This is a genomic window from Streptomyces cyaneofuscatus (assembly GCF_033109485.1).
In the GTDB taxonomy this organism is placed as follows: Bacteria; Actinomycetota; Actinomycetes; order Streptomycetales; family Streptomycetaceae; genus Streptomyces; species Streptomyces cyaneofuscatus.
The window spans coordinates 1,073,471-1,094,984 of sequence record NZ_CP137002.1 but is presented as its reverse complement, the minus strand read 5'-3'; the positions used below and the strand labels follow the sequence as shown (position 1 = coordinate 1,094,984).

At 71.5% G+C, this 21,514-nt stretch carries 18 protein-coding genes; 7 read left to right on the top strand and 11 right to left on the bottom strand.

The window, feature by feature from the left end; all coding sequences use genetic code 11:
* Position 1 precedes the first annotated feature (1 nt).
* The 4 genes from R2B67_RS04500 to R2B67_RS04485 form a co-directional block, all read right to left on the bottom strand.
* Positions 2–976 (bottom strand): HpcH/HpaI aldolase/citrate lyase family protein, encoded by a 975-nt coding sequence (locus R2B67_RS04500; RefSeq protein WP_317816545.1) that lies wholly within the window; start codon positions 974–976, stop codon positions 2–4.
* Positions 973–2,985, bottom strand: coding sequence for an ethylmalonyl-CoA mutase (locus tag R2B67_RS04495; RefSeq protein ID WP_109980259.1), 2,013 nt, complete (start codon positions 2,983–2,985; stop codon positions 973–975). The genes R2B67_RS04500 and R2B67_RS04495 overlap by 4 nt, the downstream gene beginning before the upstream one ends.
* A gap of 9 nt (positions 2,986–2,994) precedes the next feature.
* A complete protein-coding gene (gene ccrA, locus R2B67_RS04490) occupies positions 2,995–4,332 on the bottom strand; it encodes a crotonyl-CoA carboxylase/reductase (RefSeq protein ID WP_237328742.1) in 1,338 nt (445 codons plus the stop codon).
* Between the two features lie 356 nt (positions 4,333–4,688).
* Positions 4,689–5,495: a GNAT family N-acetyltransferase gene (locus R2B67_RS04485; protein WP_317816544.1), complete on the bottom strand. Its 807-nt coding sequence runs from the start codon at positions 5,493–5,495 to the stop codon at positions 4,689–4,691.
* Between the two features lie 134 nt (positions 5,496–5,629).
* Between R2B67_RS04485 and R2B67_RS04480 the strand changes: the two genes are divergently transcribed.
* Positions 5,630–6,403: a restriction endonuclease gene (locus tag R2B67_RS04480; RefSeq protein WP_317816543.1), complete on the top strand. Its 774-nt coding sequence runs from the start codon at positions 5,630–5,632 to the stop codon at positions 6,401–6,403.
* On the opposite strand, the gene R2B67_RS04475 is transcribed toward R2B67_RS04480, so the two are convergent.
* Both R2B67_RS04475 and R2B67_RS04470 read right to left on the bottom strand, forming a co-directional pair.
* The gene (locus R2B67_RS04475; RefSeq protein WP_317816542.1) at positions 6,390–7,205 is read right to left on the bottom strand and encodes a TetR family transcriptional regulator; all 816 of its coding nucleotides are present in this window, start codon (positions 7,203–7,205) and stop codon (positions 6,390–6,392) included. The two genes, R2B67_RS04480 and R2B67_RS04475, sit on opposite strands and share 14 nt — an antisense overlap.
* A gap of 91 nt (positions 7,206–7,296) precedes the next feature.
* Entirely contained in the window at positions 7,297–9,078 is a 1,782-nt protein-coding gene (locus tag R2B67_RS04470; RefSeq protein WP_317816541.1) for a 3-hydroxyacyl-CoA dehydrogenase family protein, read from the bottom strand.
* Between the two features lie 358 nt (positions 9,079–9,436).
* Between R2B67_RS04470 and R2B67_RS04465 the strand changes: the two genes are divergently transcribed.
* A complete protein-coding gene (locus R2B67_RS04465; protein WP_202481501.1) occupies positions 9,437–10,009 on the top strand; it encodes an adenylosuccinate lyase in 573 nt (190 codons plus the stop codon).
* Here R2B67_RS04465 and R2B67_RS04460 read toward each other — a convergent pair.
* From R2B67_RS04460 to R2B67_RS04450, 3 genes are all read right to left on the bottom strand, one after another.
* Complete coding sequence (locus tag R2B67_RS04460; protein WP_317816540.1) at positions 9,987–10,565, bottom strand: GNAT family N-acetyltransferase; 579 nt, start codon at positions 10,563–10,565, stop codon at positions 9,987–9,989. The two genes, R2B67_RS04465 and R2B67_RS04460, sit on opposite strands and share 23 nt — an antisense overlap.
* Before the next feature lie 63 nt (positions 10,566–10,628).
* Complete coding sequence (locus R2B67_RS04455) at positions 10,629–12,221, bottom strand: alpha/beta hydrolase (RefSeq protein WP_317816539.1); 1,593 nt, start codon at positions 12,219–12,221, stop codon at positions 10,629–10,631.
* A 179-nt stretch (positions 12,222–12,400) separates the two neighbouring features.
* Positions 12,401–13,435: an Rv2578c family radical SAM protein gene (locus R2B67_RS04450; protein WP_317816538.1), complete on the bottom strand. Its 1,035-nt coding sequence runs from the start codon at positions 13,433–13,435 to the stop codon at positions 12,401–12,403.
* 159 nt (positions 13,436–13,594) lie between these two features.
* On the opposite strand from R2B67_RS04450, the gene R2B67_RS04445 reads away from it, so the two are divergent.
* Both R2B67_RS04445 and R2B67_RS04440 read left to right on the top strand, forming a co-directional pair.
* Positions 13,595–14,038 (top strand): SRPBCC family protein, encoded by a 444-nt coding sequence (locus R2B67_RS04445; protein WP_015612512.1) that lies wholly within the window; start codon positions 13,595–13,597, stop codon positions 14,036–14,038.
* Positions 14,039–14,258: 220 nt separating this feature from the next.
* The gene (locus R2B67_RS04440; protein WP_317816537.1) at positions 14,259–16,661 is read left to right on the top strand and encodes an MFS transporter; all 2,403 of its coding nucleotides are present in this window, start codon (positions 14,259–14,261) and stop codon (positions 16,659–16,661) included.
* Positions 16,662–16,713: 52 nt separating this feature from the next.
* On the opposite strand, the gene R2B67_RS04435 is transcribed toward R2B67_RS04440, so the two are convergent.
* Positions 16,714–17,655 (bottom strand): LysR family transcriptional regulator, encoded by a 942-nt coding sequence (locus R2B67_RS04435; protein WP_317816536.1) that lies wholly within the window; start codon positions 17,653–17,655, stop codon positions 16,714–16,716.
* 112 nt (positions 17,656–17,767) lie between these two features.
* Between R2B67_RS04435 and R2B67_RS04430 the strand changes: the two genes are divergently transcribed.
* Complete coding sequence (locus tag R2B67_RS04430; RefSeq protein ID WP_317816535.1) at positions 17,768–18,769, top strand: aldo/keto reductase; 1,002 nt, start codon at positions 17,768–17,770, stop codon at positions 18,767–18,769.
* A gap of 112 nt (positions 18,770–18,881) precedes the next feature.
* Here the strand turns inward: R2B67_RS04430 and R2B67_RS04425 are convergent, their stop codons facing one another.
* Complete coding sequence (locus R2B67_RS04425) at positions 18,882–19,823, bottom strand: ScbA/BarX family gamma-butyrolactone biosynthesis protein (RefSeq protein WP_317816534.1); 942 nt, start codon at positions 19,821–19,823, stop codon at positions 18,882–18,884.
* A gap of 124 nt (positions 19,824–19,947) precedes the next feature.
* Between R2B67_RS04425 and R2B67_RS04420 the strand changes: the two genes are divergently transcribed.
* Together R2B67_RS04420 and R2B67_RS04415 are read left to right on the top strand one after the other, a co-directional pair.
* Complete coding sequence (locus R2B67_RS04420) at positions 19,948–20,574, top strand: ScbR family autoregulator-binding transcription factor (RefSeq protein ID WP_317816533.1); 627 nt, start codon at positions 19,948–19,950, stop codon at positions 20,572–20,574.
* A gap of 130 nt (positions 20,575–20,704) precedes the next feature.
* Positions 20,705–21,478: an SDR family NAD(P)-dependent oxidoreductase gene (locus R2B67_RS04415; protein WP_317816532.1), complete on the top strand. Its 774-nt coding sequence runs from the start codon at positions 20,705–20,707 to the stop codon at positions 21,476–21,478.
* The last annotated feature ends 36 nt before the right edge of the window (positions 21,479–21,514 follow it).

The window sequence follows — 21,514 nt, the reverse complement described above, 5'->3', positions numbered from 1 at the left end:
ATCAGGCCTCCGGGGCTTCGAACTTGGAGGTGCGCTGCATTCCGGCGGCCCGGCCCTTGCCCGCGATGACGAGCGCCATCTTGCGGCTGGCCTCGTCGATCATCTCGTCGCCGAGCATCGCCGAGCCCTTCTTGCCGCCCTCCTCGGAGGTGCACCAGTCGTAGGCGTCGAGGATCAGCTCGGCGTGGTCGTAGTCCTCCTGCGAGGGCGAGAACACCTCGTTGGCCGCGTCGACCTGGCCCGGGTGCAGCACCCACTTGCCGTCGAAGCCGAGAGCGGCGGCGCGGCCGGCCACCTCGCGGTAGGCGTCCACATCGCGGATCTGGAGGAACGGCCCGTCGATCGCCTGGAGGTCGTGCGTGCGGGCCGCCATCAGGATGCGCATCAGGATGTAGTGGTACGCGTCCGCCGGGTAGCCGGGCGGCTGCTGGCCGACGACCAGGGTCTTCATGTTGATCGAGGCCATGAAGTCGGCCGGGCCGAAGATCAGCGTCTCCAGGCGGGGCGAGGCGGCGGCGATGTCGTCGATGTTCACCAGGCCCTTGGCGTTCTCGATCTGCGCCTCGATGCCGATCTTCCCGACCTCGAAGCCCATCGTCTTCTCGATCTGGGTCAGCAGCAGGTCCAGCGCCACGACCTGCTGGGCGTCCTGGACCTTCGGCAGCATGATGCAGTCGAGGTTGGGGCCCGCGCCCTCGACGACCGTGATGACGTCCCGGTACGTCCAGTGCGTCGTCCAGTCGTTGACCCGCACGACCCGGGTCTTGCCGCGCCAGTCACCGTTGTTCAGCGCGTCCACGATGGTGTGGCGGGCGCCCTCCTTGGCGAGCGGCGCGCAGGCGTCCTCCAGGTCCAGGAAGACCTGGTCCGCCGGAAGCCCCTGCGCCTTCTCCAGGAAGCGCGGGTTGGAACCCGGCACGGCCAGACACGAACGCCGGGGGCGCAGCCGGTTCACGGGGGTGGTGGGCGTGGTCATGCGGAGACCTCCAGAGGGTCGAGCTTGTTCGCTTTCCGGATCTCGTCGACGATACGGCCGATGATCTCCGTGATGCCGAAGTCCTTCGGGGTGAAGACGGCGGCCACACCGGCTTCGATGAGCGCCGCGGCGTCGGCCGGCGGGATGATGCCGCCCGCGATCACCGGGATGTCCGGCGCCCCGGCCTCGCGCAGCCGGTGCAGCACGTCGGGCACCAGCTCCGCGTGCGAGCCGGAGAGGATGGAGAGCCCCACGCAGTGCACGTCCTCGGCGAGCGCCGCGTCGGTGATCTGCTCGGGGGTCAGCCGGATCCCCTGGTAGACCACCTCGAACCCGGCGTCCCGGGCCCGTACGGCGATCTGCTCGGCCCCGTTGGAGTGCCCGTCCAGACCCGGCTTCCCGACCAGCAGGCGCAGCCGTCCCACGCCCAGGTCGCCGGCGGTACGGGTGACCTTCTCGCGGACCAGCGCGAGCGTGCTGCCCGGCTCGGCGGTGACCGCGACCGGGGCCGAGGAGACCCCGGTGGGAGCGCGGAACTCGCCGAAGACGTCCCGCAGCGCCCAGGACCACTCGCCGGTGGTGACGCCCGCGCGGGCGCACTCGACGGTGGCTTCCATCATGTTCTCGGTGCCCGCGGCGGCCTTCTTCAGCGCGGCCAGGGCCTCCGTCGCCCGGGCCTCGTCGCGGTTGTCGCGCCACTCGTGGAGGGCCGCGACGACCCGGGCCTCGTTCGCCGGGTCGACGGTCATGATCGCGCCGTCGAGGTCGGAGGTGAGCGGGTTGGGCTCGGTCGTCTCGTAGATGTTGACGCCGACGATCTTCTCCTCACCGCCCTCGATCCGGGCCCGCCGCGCCGCGTGCGAGGAGACCAGCTCCGACTTCAGATAGCCGGACTCGACGGCCGCCATCGCGCCGCCCATCTGCTGGATCCGGTCGATCTCCGCCAGCGACTCCTCGACCAGCGAGTCCACCTTGGCCTCGATGACGTGCGACCCGGCGAAGATGTCCTCGTACTCCAGCAGATCGCTCTCGTGCGCCAGCACCTGCTGGATCCGCAGGGACCACTGCTGGTCCCAGGGCCGCGGCAGGCCCAGCGCCTCGTTCCAGGCCGGGAGCTGTACGGCGCGGGCGCGGGCGTCCTTGGAGAGGGTGACGGCCAGCATCTCCAGGACGATGCGCTGGACGTTGTTCTCCGGCTGCGCCTCGGTCAGGCCGAGGGAGTTGACCTGGACGCCATAGCGGAAGCGGCGCTGCTTGGCGTTGGTGATGCCGTACCGCTCGCGGGTGACGCGGTCCCAGATGCGGCTGAAGGCGCGCATCTTGCACATCTCCTCGATGAAGCGGACGCCCGCGTTCACGAAGAACGAGATCCGGGCGACCACGTCACCGAACTTCTCCTCCGGCACCTGGCCCGAGTCGCGGACCGCGTCGAGCACCGCGATGGCGGTCGACATGGCGTACGCGATCTCCTGGACCGGGGTGGCCCCCGCCTCCTGGAGGTGGTAGCTGCAGATGTTGATCGGGTTCCACTTGGGGATGCGGTTGACCGTGTACGTGATCATGTCCGTGGTCAGCCGCAGCGAGGGCACCGGCGGGAAGACGTGCGTCCCGCGCGAGAGGTACTCCTTCACGATGTCGTTCTGCGTGGTCCCCTGGAGCTTGGTGGCATCGGCCCCCTGCTCCTCCGCGACCACCTGGTAGAGCGCCAGCAGCCACATGGCGGTCGCGTTGATCGTCATCGAGGTGTTCATCTGCTCCAGGGGGATGTCCTGGAACAGCCGGCGCATGTCACCGAGGTGCGAGACGGGCACACCGACACGGCCCACCTCGCCGCGGGCGAGAATGTGGTCCGGGTCGTATCCGGTCTGCGTGGGCAGATCGAAGGCGACCGAGAGACCCGTCTGGCCCTTGGCGAGGTTGCGGCGGTACAGCTCGTTGGACGCCTCGGCGGTCGAGTGACCGGCGTACGTCCGCATGAGCCAGGGCCGGTCCTTCTGACGTTCGGTCATGGGAGAACCTCAGACGTTGCGGAAGCGGTTGATGGCGTCGATGTGCTGCTCGCGCATTTCCTGGTCGCGGACGCCCAGGCCCTCGCGGGGGGCGAGTGCCAGGACGCCGACCTTGCCCTGGTGGGCGTTGCGGTGGACGTCGTGGGCGGCCTGGCCGGTCTCCTCCAGCGTGTACGTCTTGGAGAGCGTCGGGTGGATCTTGCCCTTGGCGATGAGGCGGTTGGCCTCCCACGCCTCGCGGTAGTTGGCGAAGTGGGAGCCGATGATCCGCTTGAGGGACATCCACAGGTAGCGGTTGTCGTACTCGTGCATGTAGCCCGAGGTGGAGGCGCAGGTGGTGATGGTGCCGCCCTTGCGGGTGACGTAGACCGAGGCGCCGAAGGTCTCGCGGCCCGGGTGCTCGAAGACGATGTCGATGTCCTCGCCGCCGGTGTACTCGCGGATGCGCTTGCCGAAGCGCTTCCACTCCTTGGGGTCCTGGGTGCGCTCGTCCTTCCAGAACTTGTAGCCCTCGGCATTGCGGTCGATGACCGCCTCGGCGCCCATCGACCGGCAGATGTCGGCCTTCTCGGGGCTGGAGACGACACAGATCGGGTTGGCGCCGCCGGCCAGCGCGAACTGGGTGGCGTAGGAGCCGAGGCCGCCGCTGGCACCCCAGATCAGCACGTTGTCGCCCTGCTTCATGCCCGCGCCGTTGCGCGAGACGAGCTGGCGGTACGCGGTGGAGTTGACCAGGCCGGGAGAGGCGGCCTCCTCCCAGCTGAGGTGCTTGGGCTTCGGCATCAGCTGGTTGGACTTGACGAGCGCGATCTCCGCCAGGCCGCCGAAGTTGGTCTCGAAGCCCCAGATGCGCTGCTCGGGGTCGAGCATCGTGTCGTTGTGGCCGTCGGAGGACTCCAGCTCGACGGAGAGGCAGTGCGCGACGACCTCGTCACCCGGGTTCCAGGCGTTCACGCCGGGGCCGGTGCGCAGGACGACGCCCGCGAGGTCCGAGCCGATGACGTGGTAGGGGAGGTCGTGGCGCTTGGTGAGCTCGCTGAGCCGTCCGTACCGCTCCAGGAAGCCGAAGGTGGACACCGGCTCGAAGATCGAGGTCCAGACGGAGTTGTAGTTCACCGAGCTGGCCATCACGGCGACGAGGGCCTCGCCGGGGCCGAGTTCGGGGACCGGGACCTCGTCCAGGTGGAGCGACTTGCGGGGGTCCTTGTCGCGGGATTCGAGCCCCGCGAACATCTCCGCCTCGTCCTTGTGCACGGTGATCGCGCGGTAGGACTCGGGGAGGGACAGGGCCGCGAAGTCCGCGGCGGTGCTGTCCTGCGACTGAATCGCGTCCAGGATTTCCTTCACGGTGTTGCCTCCGGTGATGCGGCGTCGAGGGAACGCTTGAGGGGCCCTGCTGGCAGGGGTGCGGTGCGGTGTGGAGGTGTTTGCCGTCGGTTCGGCGGGTGGAGCTTCGGCTTTGCTCGGGTGGAGCAGAAGGGTGCCTGTGACGCAGGCGTCCGGGCGCGCAGCACGGTGGTTGCGGGGACAGCCGGCGTACGTGAGATCCCAGCACGCCGGCCGCCCGGACACCTTCAACGTATGGCACTCCGTGACACCTGACAAGGCACCCAGTGCCAACAATTTCTCTCACTTGTCATCTCGTAGGCACGCATGAGCAACACGATGGGTGTTACGAGACGTTCTGTCCTGCTGGCATGCGGTCAGCGAGCGGGTCGGTACACATACGGCGTCGTCGTCCCCAGCTCCGTGAAGCCGAGCCGGGCCAGGATCGGGGCGGACATCCCGGTCGCGTCGACCTGGAGGTGGCGGTAGCCGCGCTCGGCGGCGATCCGGGCCCGGTGGGCGACCAGGGCCCGGTAGACGCCCTTCCCGCGCCAGGCGGTCACCGTGCCGCCGCCCCAGAGCCCCGCGAAGCCCGTGCCCGGGTACAGCTCCATCCGCCCCGAGCAGACCGGCTCCCCGCCGGCGTCCACGGCCATCACCGCGACGAAGTCCTCGGGGGCCTCCTCCAGCCGCTTCACCACCTGATGGAGGAGGCGGGTCGCGTCGGTCCCGAACGCCCGCTCATGGGCCCGGGCCATCAGCTCCGCGCCCGCCGCGTCGGTCACGGGCACCAGCGTGAGCCCTTCGGGCAGCTCGACCGGCCCGGCCAGCAGCTCGGTCGGCGCCACCAGCAGGGTCTCCGGCTCCTCCGGCACGAATCCCGCGGCCCGCAGCCGGTCGCCCAGGTCGGCGGGGCGGTCGTGCGTGTACAGCTTCCACTCGAAATCCGGCAGGCCGAGCGCCGTACAGTGCTCGATCTGCGCGGCGATGGCGGCGTCGGCCCCGGCCGCGTCCAGCTCCGGGTCCGACCACACCACCCCGTTCCAGTCGTCGGGCCCGCCCACCTGGCGTACGACGGGGCCGGCGCGCTCGACGCGTACGCCGGGTCCGTCGGGGCGGGCGTGCTCCCGCATCTCGCGGTCGAACAGGTCACGTGTCTCGATGACGTTCTCAGGTGATCGCATCCGCGCACCTCAGCACAGCGGTGACCGGCGGACCAGCGGTTTTCGGCCCTCGCGCGCGTCGAAACAGCTGCGCGGGGCAGATGTGCGGAACCAAGTGATCTTGAAGTGGTCCGGAAGACAGGGGTGGGACACCGATGGCGATACCGATCCGCAGAGGAAGCATCCACCGGCGCCGGGGCCCCTTCGACCTCCGACGCACCACCTTCGGCTTCGCCCTCATCGCGCTGATCCTCGCGGGCGGCGGGATGGCCCTGCGGGCGGCCTGGCGGAGCGCCGGACGCCATCCGGTCGCCGCCGTGCTCGTGATCGCCCTGCTCCTCGTCGCGGCCCTCCTGGTGCTGCGCCGCCGCCGTCGGGCCCGGCGGATCGCGGAGACCGTCACGGATGCCGCGTACGGGATCGTCGACGCCGGAATCGCGGAGCTGGACGCCGCCGCCGAGGCCGCGCGCGAGGAGCGGCGCCTGGAGCCCCCGGAGGTCGCCGCCCACCCGGTCGACTACGCCCAGCTGGACCCGTACGCCTTCGAGGAGGCCGTGGCCGAGCTCTGCCGGCGCGACGGGTGCGCGGACGCCGAGGTGGTGGGCGGCGCCGGAGACCTCGGCGCCGACGTACTGGCCACCACCCCGGACGGCCGTCGCCTGGTCGTCCAGTGCAAGCGGTACGGGCCCGAGAACCGGGCCGGATCCCAGGACCTCCAGCGCTTCGGCGGCACCTGCTACGCGGTGCACGAGGCGGACATCGCGCTCGTGGTCTCCACCGGCGGCTTCACCGAACCCGCGCTCGACTACGCCGAGCAGTGCGCCATCCTCTGCTACGGCCCCGAGGAGCTGGCCGCCTGGAGCGAGGGCGACGCACCGCCGCCGTGGACCGCTGTCGAAGAGACGACCGTCCCGCTCAGCGCTCCTTGAGCGCCTGCTGGATCGTCCGCATGACCTCGTCCAGCGGGGCGTCCGTACGCGCCACCGCGACCAGGACCTCGCCCTCCGAGGCCACCGTCGCCGCCGGGGGCGTGGCGGGCTCGGACGGGGCGGTCCGGCCCGCCCCGATGCCGGTGCCGAAGGTGTCGCGCACGATGGCGAAGGCCCGGTCGAGCTGGGCCTCCACATCGCCCTGGCCGTCCGCCCGCAGCCAGCGGCGCAGCACATGGTTGTGCGCGGTGACCACGGCGGACGCGGCCACCTCCGCCAGCAGCGGGTCGTCGTTGCCCACGTGGTGGTCGCGCTCGTCGAAGTGGCCCAGCAGATAGCGGGTGAACAGCCGCTCGTAGCGGGCCACCGACGCGATCTCGGCCTCGCGGAGGGTCGGCACCTCGCGGGTGAGCTTGTAACGGGCCACGGAGACGGCGGGCTTGGCCGCGTACATCTTCATGACTTCCTTGATGCCGCGGCAGACCGTGTCGAGGGGGTGCTCGTGCGCGGGCGCGGCGTTCAGGACGGCCTCGGCCCTGACGAGGGTGTCGTCGTGGTCCGGGAAGATGGCCTCTTCCTTGGAGCGGAAGTGCCGGAAGAAGGTCCGCCGGGCGACACCCGCGGCGCCCGCGATCTCGTCGACGGTCGTCGCCTCGTACCCCTTCGTGGCGAAGAGCTCCATCGCGGCTGCGGCCAGTTCGCGGCGCATCTTGAGCCGTTGGGCGGCCGCACGCGTTCCCGCGGGGGTCTCCGGGGCGTCGGACGCGGCGGTGGCACGGGGTGACTTGGCGGGCTGGGACATGGCATGAACGTAACGCATCCGTGCAGGAGAGCGCGCCTTCGGGGGCGGGGAGCCGGAGGGTCCCAGCAGCCCGCCCCACCCGGCCCCCGGATCAGCGACGGGCATATTCGCGGAAGCCCCGGCCCGTCTTGCGGCCGAGGCAGCCCGCGGCCACCAGGTGCTCCAGCAGCGGTGCCGGGGCGAGCCCCGGGTCACGGAACTCCTTGTGCAGCACCTTCTCGATGGCGAGGGAGACATCCAGCCCCACGACGTCCAGCAGTTCGAACGGGCCCATCGGGTAGCCGCCGCCCAGCTTCATCGCGGCGTCGATGTCGTCGAGGGTGGCGTAGTGCTCCTCGACCATCTTGATCGCGTTGTTGAGGTACGGGAACAGCAGCGCGTTCACGATGAACCCGGCCCGGTCCCCGCAGTCCACCGGGTGCTTGCGGATCTTCGTGCAGACCGCGCGGACCGTGGCGTGGACGTCGTCGGCGGTCAGGACCGTACGGACGACCTCGACCAGCTTCATCGCGGGCGCCGGGTTGAAGAAGTGCATCCCGATGACGTCCTCGGGCCGCCCGGTGGCCCGGGCGATGGCGATGACCGGCAGGGAGGAGGTGGTGGTGGCGAGGACCGCGCCCGGGCGGCAGACCTTGTCCAGGGTGGCGAAGAGCTGCTGCTTGATCTCCAGGTCCTCGGCGACCGCCTCCACGGCGAGGTCGACCTCCGCGACGGCGTCCAGCGACCCGGCGGCCGTGATCCGCGCCAGCGTCTCGTCCCGCGCCTCGGCGGTGAGCCGCCCCTTGCTGACCGACCGCTCCAGCGACTTCGCGATCCGGCCCTTGGCGAAGTCCGCCTTCTCCTGGCCGCGTGCCGCCAGGACCACGCGGTACCCGGCCTTGGCGAAGACCTCGGCGATACCGGAGGCCATGGTGCCGGAGCCCGCGACCCCGACGGAGGCGATCTCCCGCCCGGTACCGGTGGCCGCCTCGGCGGACGGGGTGAGCGCGTCGGGCACCACGGTCTGGCTGCCCGGAGCCTCGTACGTGTAGAAGCCGCGTCCCGCCTTGCGCCCGGTCAGGCCCGCGCTGCTGAGCTGGCCGAGGACGGGGGCGGGGGCGTGGAGCCGGTCGCGGGACTCGGCGTACATGGCCTCCAGGACGGTGCGGGCGGTGTCGATGCCGATCAGGTCCAGCAGGGCGAGGGGGCCCATGGGCAGCCCGCAGCCCAGCTTCATCGCGGCGTCGATGTCCTCGCGCGACGCGTAGTTCGCCTCGTACATCGCGGCGGCCTGGTTCAGATAGCCGAAGAGCAGCCCGTCCGCGACGAACCCGGGCCGGTCGCCGACCGCGACCGGCTCCTTGCCGAGCTCCCTGGCCAGCTTGGTGACGGCCTCGACGGCCGGCGGTGCGGTCAGCACCGAGGAGACCACCTCGACCAGCTTCATCGCGGGCGCCGGGTTGAAGAAGTGCAGGCCGAGCACGCGCTCGGGATGGAGCGACTCGGCGGCGAGACGGGTCACCGACAGGGCGTTCGTCCCGGTGGCGAGGATCGCGGTGGGGGAGACGACGGCGTCCAGCTCCCGGAACACCTGCTGCTTGATCTCGTACGTCTCCGGCACGACCTCGATGACCAGCTCCGCCTCGGCGGCGGCCTGGAGGGTGTCGTGGGTACGGAACCGGGCGAGCGCGTCGGCCCGCTCCTGCTCGGTGATCCGCCCGCGGCCGACGGCCCGTGCGGTGGAGGCTTCGAGGGAGGCGACGGCCTGCCGGGCGGCCGCCTCGCTGATGTCGATACCGATGACCTCGCGGCCCGCGAGAGCCAGGACCTCGGCGATGCCGGTGCCCATGGTGCCGAGGCCGACGACGGCAATGGTGGAGAGCGGGGTGTCCATCACGGGACTCCAGGGTGAGTGACGACTGTGGGAGCAGGCGCGCGCGGCGATGAGGGAGCGGCGCGTGGGCATGCGCGGATGCGTGTCGTGAAGCGCGGTGGCGGGGAGCTGGAAGCACGCCCGGCCGTAAGGGGTGACGGACTCTGTCCCGGAGCCACGTCGCACTGAACTGCCGAACCGACAAGCACTCCGGGTGGCTGCGTCACCAGGCCACCGGAGTCGCGGGGAGTGTGTTCCCGCTCAGATGAGATTAACCGGCCAGTAACGAGCGCGCCACCCCTGGGTCTTTGTGCGCTGGACCACATCGCCTTTCCCGGCCCGCCCCCCACGCAGCGTGTTCATCGATACGCTGAGCGTCATGGATGAGGAACTCCGTTCGCTCCTGGACCGGTTACGGGACGAGGCGGCCGGGTCCGCCGCGTACGACCTGCTCGTGGCGACCGACGACAACGAGGTGCTGGCCCGGGTCCTGGTGGAGCCGGGGCGCCCCCTGTGGGCCCGGGAGATCGCCGCCTTCCGGCTCGGCTGCGCGGGCGACCGGCGGGCGTTCGAGGCGCTGGTGCTCCTGCTCAACCACCGCGACCCCGAGCGCTGTGTCTCCGCCGCCCACGCCCTGGCCGAGCTGAACGACCCCCGCACGCCCCGGGCCGCCGCCGCGCTCGCCACCAACACCCTGCGCACCGCCTACGCCCTGCACCCGGTGCGGCTGCTCACCGCCCTCCGGGCCCCCGAGGCCGTCCCCGCCCTGGTCGCCACCCTCCACCGGCTGCTGGCCCCGGGGGAGCCGCACTGGCGGGTGGCGCTGGCCTGCGTCGAGGGCCTCGGCCGGCTCGGCGACGGACGGGCCCGCCCGGTCCTCACAGCGGCGCTCCCGCATCCACGGCTGGGGGCGGCCGCGGAGGAGGCGCTCAGCCGGCTGCCGGGGGCGTGAGCGGGCGGACGTAGCGCACCTCGGTCACCAGGACCCCGCCCGCCCGGAACCGGTCCTCGGCCCCGTCAGGACCGAACCCGGCCCGCTCGTAGAACCGGCGCGCCGCCGCGTTCTCCCGGAGCACCCACAGCGCCATCTCCGGGTGGCCCGCGGCGGCGGCCCGGGCCGTCAGTTCGGCCAGCAGCGCGCGGCCGGTCCCGGTCCCGATGTGCTCGGGCAGCACATAGATCGCGTACAGCTCGCGCCCGGGGAGCGGGCGGCCCTCCGCGCGGTGCGGGCCGGTGCAGGCCCAGCCGGTCACCAGGCCGTCCGGCCGCTCGGCCACCACGTTGACGGCCTCGCCGCGCTCCTCGAAGTACCTGCGCCGCAGCCCGGTCTCCTCGGCGATGTCCATCCCGTCCAGATACGGCTGCGGCAGCAGCCCGCGGTAGGCGTGCTGCCAGCCGCGCACCCGGATGGTGGCGACCGCCTCGCAGTCCTCGATCCGCATGTCACGGATCGTGGTGCCGGGCGGGGGCGGGGGCAGGAGATGCGGGGGAGTGGGGGAGTGCCTCATGCCGGGCCATCCTCGCCCACCCCCTCGCCCACCGCCCGTCGTTTTCCGCGGTGTTGCCCGCTCCTAGTGGCGCGGCCCCAGCAGCCCGTGCAGGCGGCTGCCCGCGCTGTTGTCCACCGACTGGGCCGCCGCCTTCGCCGCCGGCAGCGGCTTCGGGTCCGGGAGCGCCGCGCAGACCGCGTCCGCCTCGCCCTCACCCCGGCCGCGCGGGACGGTCCCGTCGGTCAGATAGGCCGTCAGGTGCTTGTCCAGGCAGGCGTTGCCGCTGAGCGTGATGCCGTGGTTGCCGCCGCCCTCCTCCACCACGAAGCTGGACCCCTTCAGCTTGCGGTGCATGGAGACCGCGCCCGCGTACGGGGTCGCCGCGTCGCCCGTCGCCTGGAGGATCAGGGCCGCCGGGATGCGGTCGTTGGTCACCTGGACCGGGGTGAGCGGCGCCACCGGCCAGCTCGCGCACGGCGCGTTGTACCAGGTGTTGTTCCAGGCCATGAAGGGTGCCTTGTCGTGGATCCGGCGCGTGTCGTTGCGCCAGGTCGCCCAGTGCCGGGGCCAGCCGGCGTCGCGGCACTGGACGGCGGTGTAGACGGAGTAGCTGTTGTCGCCGCCGGTGCCGGTCGCGCCGAAGTTCTCGTACGCCGTCACCAGCGCCTCGGTGTCCTGGTCGTTCACGTACGCGGCGAACGCCTCGGCGAGGTAGGGCCAGTAGCCGTTGTAGTACCCGCCGGGCAGGAAGGTGTCCTCCAGCTCGCTCGCCCCGACCTTGCCGCCGGCCGGCTCGGCCGCGACGGCCGCCCGCATCCGGTACCAGGCGGTCTCGACCCCGGCCGGGTCGGTGCCGAGCCCGTACGTCGCGTCGTGCTTCGCCACCCAGGCCGCGAACGCCTTGTGGCGGTCGTCGAAGGCGTAGTCCTGGTTGAGGTTGCCCTCGTACCAGACGTCGTCGGGGCCGACCACCGAGTCCAGGACCAGCCGCCGCACCCGCTCCGGGTGCAGCTTCGCGTAGACGGCGCCCAGGTACGTACCGTACGAGTAGCCGAAGTAGTTGATCTGTTTCGAGCCCAGCGCCCGGCGGATCACATCGAGATCCTCGGCGGCGCTGACGGTGTCCATGTACGGCAGCACGTCGCCGTGCTTCTCGCCGCAGGCGCGGGCGAAGGCGGCGGCCCGGTCGCGGTTGATCCGCTCGTCCCGGTAGGAGGCGGGCACCGAGTCCGGGCGCACCGGGTCGGCGTGGCCGGGCAGGCAGTTCAGCTTCGGGGTGCTCTTCCCGACGCCGCGCGGGTCGAACCCGATCACGTCGTACTGCGACGCCACCTTCTTCGGCAGCGCCGAGGCCACGAACCCGGCCATCGACAGGCCGCTGCCGCCCGGCCCGCCCGGATTGACCAGCAGCGGGCCCTGGAAGGTCTTCGCGGTGTGCGGGATGCGGGAAAGGGCGAGGGTGACCCGGCGGCCCGAGGGGTCGGCGTGGTCCAGCGGGGCGTCGACCTTCGCGCACTGGAGCGTCGGATGGTTCTCCGTCGGACAGTCGGTCCACGCGAGCTCAGGGGCGGGCGGCGCGCTCGCTCCCGAGGCGGCGGCCGGGGCCGGAGCGGCGGCCAGCAGACCGGCGACCGTCGCACCGGCGGCGACCAGAATTCCTGCACGTTTCGTCATGGGGCCTCCCGAGGTGGAGGGGACGCGGCGGCGGTCGGCCGGTCCCCGCCGCATGGTCCCCGAGATCCACGGGCCGGGGGCCGATTCCGCGCGGAGTTGACCCGTACGGTCACGCGATCGGGTCTGCGGGAGGCCTGCGGAGGGCGTGCAGGGGGGCGTGCAGGGCGTGCTTCACGGCGTCAGAGCAGGGTGAGCTGCGTGGGTCCCGGCTCCGGCTCCTCCGGCGTCCGTACCGGGGTGATCCGGCGGGCCTCGCCCCGGTGCGCCGGGCCGATCCCGAACTCGTCCGCCAGCTCGTGCACCTGACGGGTGATCCGGCGCTGATACCAGGTGGGGGCGTACGCCCCGTCCGCGTACATCCGCTCATACCTCGGTACCAGATGCGGATGGTGGAGCCCGAGCCACCGCAGGTACCACTCGCGCGCGCCGGGGCGCAGATGCAGGACCAGCGGGGTCACGGAGGTCGCCCCGGCCGCCGCGATGGCGGAGACGGTGGCGCGCAGCTGCTCGGGGCTGTCGCCGAGGAACGGGATGACCGGGGCCATCAGGACCGAGCAGCCGATCCCGGCCTCGGTGAGGGCGTGGACGACATCGAGGCGGCGGCCGGGGGAAGGAGTGCCGGGTTCGACCGTGCGCCACAGCTCGCGGTCGGTGAAGCCGACCGAGACCGAGACGCCGACCTCGGTCACCTCGGCGGCCTGCCGCAGCAGCTCCAGGTCCCGCAGGATCAGCGTGCCCTTCGTCAGGATCGAGAAGGGGTTCGCGCGGTCGCGCAGGGCGGTGATGATGCCCGGCATGAGCCGGTACCGGCCCTCCGCCCGCTGGTAGCAGTCGACATTGGTGCCCATCGCGATGTGCTCGCCCTGCCAGTGCCGGGAGGCCAGCTCCCGCTGGAGCAGCTCGGCGGCGTTGGTCTTGACGACGATCTGGGAGTCGAACCCGATGCCGGTGTCCAGGTCCAGATAGCTGTGGGTCTTGCGGGCGAAGCAGTACACACAGGCGTGCGAGCAGCCCCGGTAGGGGTTCACCGTCCATTCGAACGGCATCCGTGAGGCCCCGGGCACCCGGTTCAGGATCGAACGGGCTCGGATCTCGTGGAACGTGATGCCCCGGAATTCCGGGGTGTCGAAGGTGCGCGTGGTCACCGCGTCCGCGGCGAAGAGCGCGCTGTTGCCGGTCATGGGGCGGTTTTCGACCAGATTGTCCCAGCGCATGGACGCCTCCTCGGTAGCACTGGCCACAGAATAGAACACTTGTTCCCTTGATCGTGCGGACCGCGCCGCCGGCCCCGATCGGCCCCGATTTTGAACGGCGCACCCGAGGTGGTTGGCTCAGCTCACCCCCCGGAATTACGGACTGCTGGAGGAACAGCCATGGCGCAGGTCGAGGCCACCACGGAGCGGATCATCGCGGCGGACGCAGAGGCGGTGTTCGACGCCCTGGCCGACTACAAGGACGTCCGCGGCAAGGTGCTGACCGCGCACTTCAGCGAGTACGAGGTCCGGGAGGGCGGCGACGGCGAGGGCACCCTCGTCCACTGGAAGCTCCAGGCGACCAGCAAGCGCGTCCGCGACTGCCTGCTGGAGGTCACCGAGCCGACCGACGGGCAGCTCGTCGAGAAGGACCGCAACTCCTCCATGGTCACCACCTGGACCGTCACCCCGGCCGGTGAGGGCAAGTCCAAGGCCGTCGTCACCACCGTCTGGGACGGCGCCGGCGGCATCGGCGGCTTCTTCGAGCGCACCTTCGCCCCCAAGGGCCTCGGCCGGATCTACGACGAGCTGCTCCAGAACCTCGCCACCGAGGTCGAGAAGTAGGTCCCGCACGGACGCCGGGCCGTCGAACGGCCCGGCTCCCGCCGGTCGGCCGGCCTCACCGGAACGGGTGGTTTTCCGGGTCGGCCGGTTGTGCGCCGTAGCGGCTCCGACCGGCGCATAAGCCCTTCGTGCGCGCCCCGCGCCCTCCTCATCCCGTTTGCCCCGCCTTGCCACGCGATGCGAGAAAGGGCGGCGCAGGTGCGACGAAGGGGAGCGTTACGTGGTGGGCGGTATCACGCTGGTGAAGGACGAGCCGGACCGTACGGCGGCCGCCGTAGGGGATCCGCCACCACCGGCCGACGCCCGACCGCACCCGGCGGCCGAGGAGATCAGCCCCCGCCGGGTGCGCATGGTCTTCCTCGGGCTGATGCTCACCCTGCTGCTCGCGGCGCTCGACCAGATGATCGTCGCCACCGCCCTGCCCAGGATCGTCGGTGAGCTGCACGGCCTGGAGAAGATGTCCTGGGCGGTCACCGCCTACCTCCTCGCCTCCACGATCGTCCTGCCGCTCTACGGGAAGCTCGGCGACCTCTTCGGCCGCAAGGGCGTCTTCCAGTTCGCGATCGTCGTCTTCGTCATCGGCTCCGCGCTGGCCGGCTGGTCGCGGACCATGGACGAGCTGATCGCCTTCCGCGCCATCCAGGGCATCGGCGGCGGCGGTCTCATGATCGGCGTCCAGGCGATCATCGCGGACATCGTCCCGCCCCGGGAGCGCGGCCGCTACATGGGCCTCATCGGCGCGGTCTTCGGTCTCGCCTCGGTGGCCGGTCCGCTGCTCGGCGGCTTCTTCACCGACCATGCCACCTGGCGCTGGTGCTTCTACATCAACGTGCCGTTCGGACTGGTCACGTTCGCCGTGATCGCGGTGGTGCTGAAACTTCCGAAGCCCGCCGTACGGCCCCGACTCGACGTCCTGGGCGCCGTGTTGCTGGCCGCCGCCTCCACCTGCCTGGTCCTGGTGACCAGTTGGGGCGGAACGGAGTACGCCTGGGGCTCGCGCACCATCCTGGGCCTGTCGGCGGGAGCCGTCGTCACGACGCTGCTCTTCGTCGCCGTCGAGCACCGCGCGGCCGAACCCGTCATCCCCTTGCGGCTGTTCCGCGACTCGATCTTCAACATCACCGGTCTCGTCGGCGCGGTCGTCGGCATCGCGCTCTTCGGCGCCGCCAGCTATCTGCCCACCTATCTCCAGATGGTGGACGGGGCCAGCGCCACCGAGTCCGGACTGCTGATGCTCCCGATGATGCTGGGCATCGTCGGCGGCTCCATCGTCTCCGGCCAGCTCATCACCCGTACCGGCCGCTACCGCGTCTACCCCATCGTCGGCAGCGCCGTCTCCGTCGTCGGCATGTGGCTGCTCTCAGGACTTGAGCGGGGCACCTCCCGCCTGGAGTACAGCCTCTGGCAGGCCGTCCTCGGCACCGGCATCGGCCTGGTCATGTCGGTCCTCGTGCTCGCCGTGCAGAACTCCGTACGCCCCGCCGACCTCGGCACCGCCACCAGCGCCAACAACTACTTCCGGCAGATCGGCGGCAGCGTCGGCGCCGCCATCTTCGGCACGCTGTTCGCCGGGCGGCTCTCCGACGCCCTCGACCTCCGGCTGCCCACGGGCGTCACGCTGCCCGCGCCCGAGTCGATCACCCCGCAGATCGTCCACGCGATGGAGCCCGCGCTGCGCGACGCCTACATCCAGGCGTACGTCGACGCGATGCCTCGCATCTTCCTCTACCTCGTGCCGGTGCTCGTCCTCGGCCTGATCCTCGCCTTCTTCCTCAAGGAGAAACCGCTGGTGTCCCACCACAGCCCCGAAGCGGCCACCGAGCCCTCACCGATCCCCGCCGCCCGCACCCAGCCTTCCAGGCTCACCGGTGTGCCCGTGCGCGGCAGCGTCCAGCACCCGGACGGTACGAAGGTGGCGCGGGCCGCCCTCACGCTCATCGACGTCCAGGGGCGGCAGGTCGGGCGCGGGGCCAGCGGCGAGGACGGGGGGTACGCGCTGAGCGTCCCGGGCGCCGGAGGTTACGTCCTCATCGCCGCGGCGGGCGGTCACCAGCCGCAGGCCGTCAGCGTCACCGTGGGCGACCGCCCCGTGGAGCTGGACGTGGTCCTCGGCGGTGCCGGACGGCTCGCCGGGTCCGTCCTGACCGCCGACGGGGTGCCCGTGCGGGACGCGGCCGTCACCCTCACCGACGTACGCGGCGAGGTCGTCGCCTCCACCCGCACCGGGCGCGAGGGCGGCTACGTCATCAGCGAGCTGGTCGCGGGTGAGTACACCCTCGCCGCCAGCGCCCCCGCCCACCGCCCCGCCGCCCTCCCGGTCAGCGTCCAGGCGGCCCGCGAGACCCGGCAGGACATCGAGCTGGCGGGCGGGGCCGTGCTGCGCGGCGTCGTCCGGGCGACCGGGGGCCGACCGGTCGAGGACGCCCGGGTCACCCTGCTGGACGCGGCGGGCAACGTGGTGGACACCCTCACCACCGGGCCCGACGGCTCGTTCCGGTTCGTGGACCTGTCGTCCGGCGAGTACACGGTGATCGCCGCCGGATACCCGCCGGTCGCGACGGTGCTCCAGGTGGCGGGCGGCGGCCGCACGGAACGGGACCTCCAACTGGGCCACGAGGACTGAGGCGTACGGGGGTGAGCTGAGCCCACGAGTCCGGTACGGGCTCCTGACCGGCTCAGCCCACCCCCGCCTCCCGTACCTCCGCTCCCCGCACCCCCACCTCCCGTACCGCGTCCTCCCGCACCAGCCGCATCAGCGCCCGCGCCCCCGGGCTCAGGCTCCGCGCCGCCGGAAGCACCACCACGCTCTCGTACACCGCCTGCCGCCCGCCCGCAGGCGCCACCTCCACCGCGGTCAGCCGGGCCGCCTCCGGCTTGCGGGAGAAGTGGTGCGGCACCACCGCGATCCCCAGCCCCTCCTGCACCAGCTCCAGCAGGCTGTGCACGTCGTTGACCTCCAGGCCCACCGTCCGCCGGGCCCCCGCCGCCGCGAACGCCTCGTCCGCCGCACGCCGCGGCCCCCAGTCCGGGTGGAAGTCGATGAACGACTCACCCGGCAGCTCCTCCCACCCCACCCGGGCCCGGCCCGCGAACCGGTGGCCCGCCGCGCACAGCACCACCATCTCCTCCCGGGCCAGCGGCATCAGCTCCCCGCGCCACTCCGCCGGGCTGACCGTGGCGGCGAACGCCAGGTCCAGGCGCCCCCCGGCCACCCCGTCCAGCAGACTGCTCGTCCCCTCCTGGCGCAGCCGCAGCTCCATCTGCGGGTGCTCCCGGTGGAACGCGGCCAGCAGCCGGGCCGGGCTCACCCCCGCCACGCACTGTTCGACGCCCAGGGTCAGCGTCCCGCGCAGCAGCCCCCGTACGGCATCGACCGCGTCCCGCGCCGCCCGCGCCCCCGCCAGCGTGCGCTCCGCCTCCACCAGCAGCGCCCGCCCCGCCTCGGTGAGCCGGACCGTCCGCGTGGTGCGGGAGAACAGCGGGGTCCGCAGCTCCTGCTCCAGGGCCCGTACGGAGGCGGAGAGCCCGGACTGGGAGACGGCGAGGCGCTCGGCGGCGCGGGTGAAGTGCTGCTCCTCGGCGACGGCGACGAAGTGCTCCAGCTGACGCAGTTCCATGATTGAGGACTCTAGGTGATGAATCCGAGCGGAATCTCCTGTTGGACTGCTGGATCGATCTGCGGAAGCCTTAAGGCCCGTCCCCCTGGCCCTCTCCCCGCGGAGCTCTCGTATGTACCTGCCGTCCGCCGACCGCTACTCCGCCATGCCCTACCGGCGCACCGGCCGCAGCGGTCTCCTGCTGCCCGCGCTCTCCCTCGGGCTCTGGCACAACTTCGGCGGGGACCGTACCCCCGACGAGCAGGGCCGCATCCTGCGCCGCGCCTTCGACCTCGGCATCACCCATTTCGACCTGGCCAACAACTACGGCCCGCCGCCCGGCTCCGCCGAACTCACCCTCGGCCGCGCGCTCGCCGGTGACTTCGCGAAGCTGCGCGACGAGCTCGTCATCTCCACCAAGGCCGGCTACCACATGTGGGACGGCCCGTACGGGGAGTGGGGCTCGCGGAAGTACCTGCGCTCCTCGCTGGACCAGAGCCTCAAGCGCCTGGGCGTCGAGTACGTCGACATCTTCTACTCCCACCGCCCCGACCCCGACACCCCGCTCGAAGAGACGATGGGTGCGCTCGACACCGCCGTACGCCAGGGCAAGGCCCTCTACGTCGGCCTCTCCAACTACTCCGCCGAGGAGACCCGGAAGGCCGCCGCGATCCTCCAGGACCTCGGCACGCCCCTGCTCATCCACCAGCCCCGCTACTCGATGCTGGACCGCCGCCCCGAGGACGGGCTGCTCACCGCGCTGGACGAGCTGGGCGTCGGCTCCATCGCCTACTCCCCGCTGGAACAGGGCATCCTCACCGACCGCTACCTGAACGGCGTCCCGGCCGGCTCCCGGGCGGCGGGCGACAGCCCGTTCCTGACGTCCGACGCCCTGACGCCCCAGCTGGTGGAGCGGCTGCGGGCTCTGGACGCCGTGGCGAAGGAGCGCGGGCAGTCCCTCGCCCAGCTGGCCCTGGCATGGGTACTGCGCGGCGGCCGCCTCACCTCGGCCGTGGTCGGCGCGAGCAGCGTCACCCAGCTGGAGAACAGTGTGGAGGCCGTGCGGAACCTGGAGTTCGGCGAGGAGGAGCTGACCCGGATCGAGGAGCTGGTGGCCGAGGCCGGGACGGGCTGACGCCCACCGGCCGACGGCCACGGCACACGCGCATCGTGTGCATGGCGACAGCCGCTTGCCCGCCGGGATCGCCGGCGGGCAAGCGGCTGCTCTGGGTGGTGCCGTCGTGTGTCTAGCGCGTGGCGCTGGGCTCGGTGGTCACGGTGGTCCGGAAGACCACCTGGTCGGCCTGGGAAGCGCTGACCAGGACGCGGGAACGGCCCTGGGCGTCGGGCTCGACGGGCTCGGCCGTGAGGACGCAGGGCCGGTCGAACTCGACGTAGCGGTGGAAGGTGGTGTCGAAGGCCACCGGGATCGCGGCCTGCGGCTGGGCCTCGGCGCGTGCGATCTGGTCGGCCGCCTCCAGCAGCACCATCCCGGGGACATGGTCGTGCGGGTGGTCGAACAGCACGGTGTGCGTGGTGTCGACCCGCAGCTGCCATTGATGGGCGGTGCTCGTCGGGGACAGCACCACATCCCGCACACTGCTGCGCCCCACATGGGCGGGCGGCACCGGCGGTGTGAGGGGGAGCGCCTGGGCGAAGGCCTGTCGGGCGTCCGCGTAGCGCCCCCGCAGACGGTTGTAGATGGCGGGCGGATGCGTGGTGTAGTGCAGCTCGGCCTCTCCCAGGGCGACGCCGTCGCGGGTGGCCTCGACCTTGGAGGCCAGATGGACGGAGCCGCCGGGGCGTCGCTTCACCTTCGTGTGGGTGATGGTGAGTTCCACGGACGGGGACGTCGGACCGGCCCGGAGGGCCTCGGGGTCGACGGTGGAGCGTATGTGCTCCCAGCCGAGCCGGTGGCTGAGCGGGATGTCGTGCACCGTGTGGGTCAGCACGGCCAGCGCCTGGCGCAGACTCTCGATGACCAACAGGGGGCTGTGGCGTGTAGATACTGTGTAGAAACTGTGCTGCTGGGGCCACTGTACGGTGACCGTCTGAGTAGTGTCGGAGATCCTCCGCCACGAGGTGACGAGAGCCTCTGTGGAGACCGTCTTGCGCGCCAGCCCTTGGTCGAACCCCCCGGTCGGTGCGCCGGTCGTGCTGTGTCTCTCGGTGACTGTGCAGAGTGCCATGACGAGTTCTCTCCCCCGGAACTTCGTGGTGACTGCAGGAGGTGTGCGGCCGCATCACCCGAGAGCTATAAAGTAGAGAATACTTTTTTTCTTGTCGAGACCGAGTTTGAGGGAGCAGGCATAAGTGACGCGGACCGTGAAGCAGGACAGAGCGGTACGTACCCGTGCGGCCCTCATTCGCGCGGGTGCGGAAATCTTCGGAGAGTGCGGGTTCGCCGGAGCCAGCGTCACGAAGATCGCCGACCGGGCCGGACTGACCCTGGGCGCCGTGTACTTCCACTTCAAGTCCAAGGAGGAGCTGGCCCGGCTGATCGTCGCCGAGCAGCCGAAGCTCGTCGTTCCGCCGCAGCCCTCGCAGGGTTTGCAGCACGCTGTCGATGTGACCCTGACCTGGGCCTACCAACTGCTGGACGACCCGGTGCTGATCGCCGGAGCGCGGCTGGTGATGGACCAGGACCAGTTCGTCCCGCCGGAGGAGAACTCCCACCAGCAGTGGACGCAGATACTGCTCAGGGACTTCCAGGTCGCCGAGCGCAGGCGTGAACTGCGGGCCGGAGCCGACATCCAGGCGATCGCCCGTCTCGTCGTCAGCACCTGTACGGGCGCGCAGATGCACGCCCACATGGAGTCGGGGCGCGCGGACCTTCCGCACCGCGTCGAGGAGATGTGGCAGGTTCTGCTCCCCGGCATCGCCGTGCCGAGCGCCGCGAAGAAGCTCGAGTTCGGCGAGGACCGGGGGAGAGGCCGGTGACGCCGTACGCCGGTACGGGCCGCAGCCGGTGCTGACCGGCCGGCCCGTCATACGGCACGGCTACGGTGTCCCACGTATGTCCTGATCAACTACGTGATCGGGGGGGTTGATGGAGAACGAGGGGGCGTCAATGGGAGATACGCGGGACCTGCTCCACGGCAGGACTGTCATGATCACGGGGGCTTCGAGCGGCATAGGTGCGGCAGCCGCCCGGCTTTTCGCCGCCGAGGGTGCGGCGGTGGTGCTGATGGCGCGCCGCAAGGACAAGCTGCTGGCGCTCGCCGAGGAGATCGAGGCCGGTGGCGGCCGGGCGCTGGTGGCGGCCGGCGACGTCACGGCGGGCGGTGACGTCGAGCGGGCCGTCGCCGACGCGGTGGACGCCTTCGGCCGGCTCGACGGGGCCTTCAACAACGCCGGATGGGGCTCGATCGGCACCTCGCTGCACGAGACGGATGACGCGGTCTTCGACCGCGTCATGGAGACGAACGTCCGCGGTGTGTGGAACTGCCTCAAACACCAGATACCGGTGATGCTGGGGCAGGGGGACGGCGGTGCGATCGTGAACACGTCGAGCATCGCGGGCCTGTTCGCCACCGGTGCGATCGCTCCCTACGTCGCGGCCAAGCATGCCGTCCTGGGCCTGACCCGGGCCGCGGCGGCGGAGTACGGAGAGCGCGGCATCAGGGTGAACGCCCTCATGGTGGGGAGCACGCGCACCGAGCTGATGGAGACGGCGATGCGGGAGGTGCCGCAGCTGGAGCAGGCGGCCGCGGCGCGCGCCATCCAGCACCGGCTGGCCGACCCCGCCGAAGTCGCCCAGGCGGCCGCCTTCCTCCTCAGCGCACGCGCCTCCTTCATCACCGGCAGCGCCATGGCCGTCGATGGAGGCTGCAGCGCCATCTGAGCCTCACGGAAGACGTGTTGTGCCGCCGTCACGCGA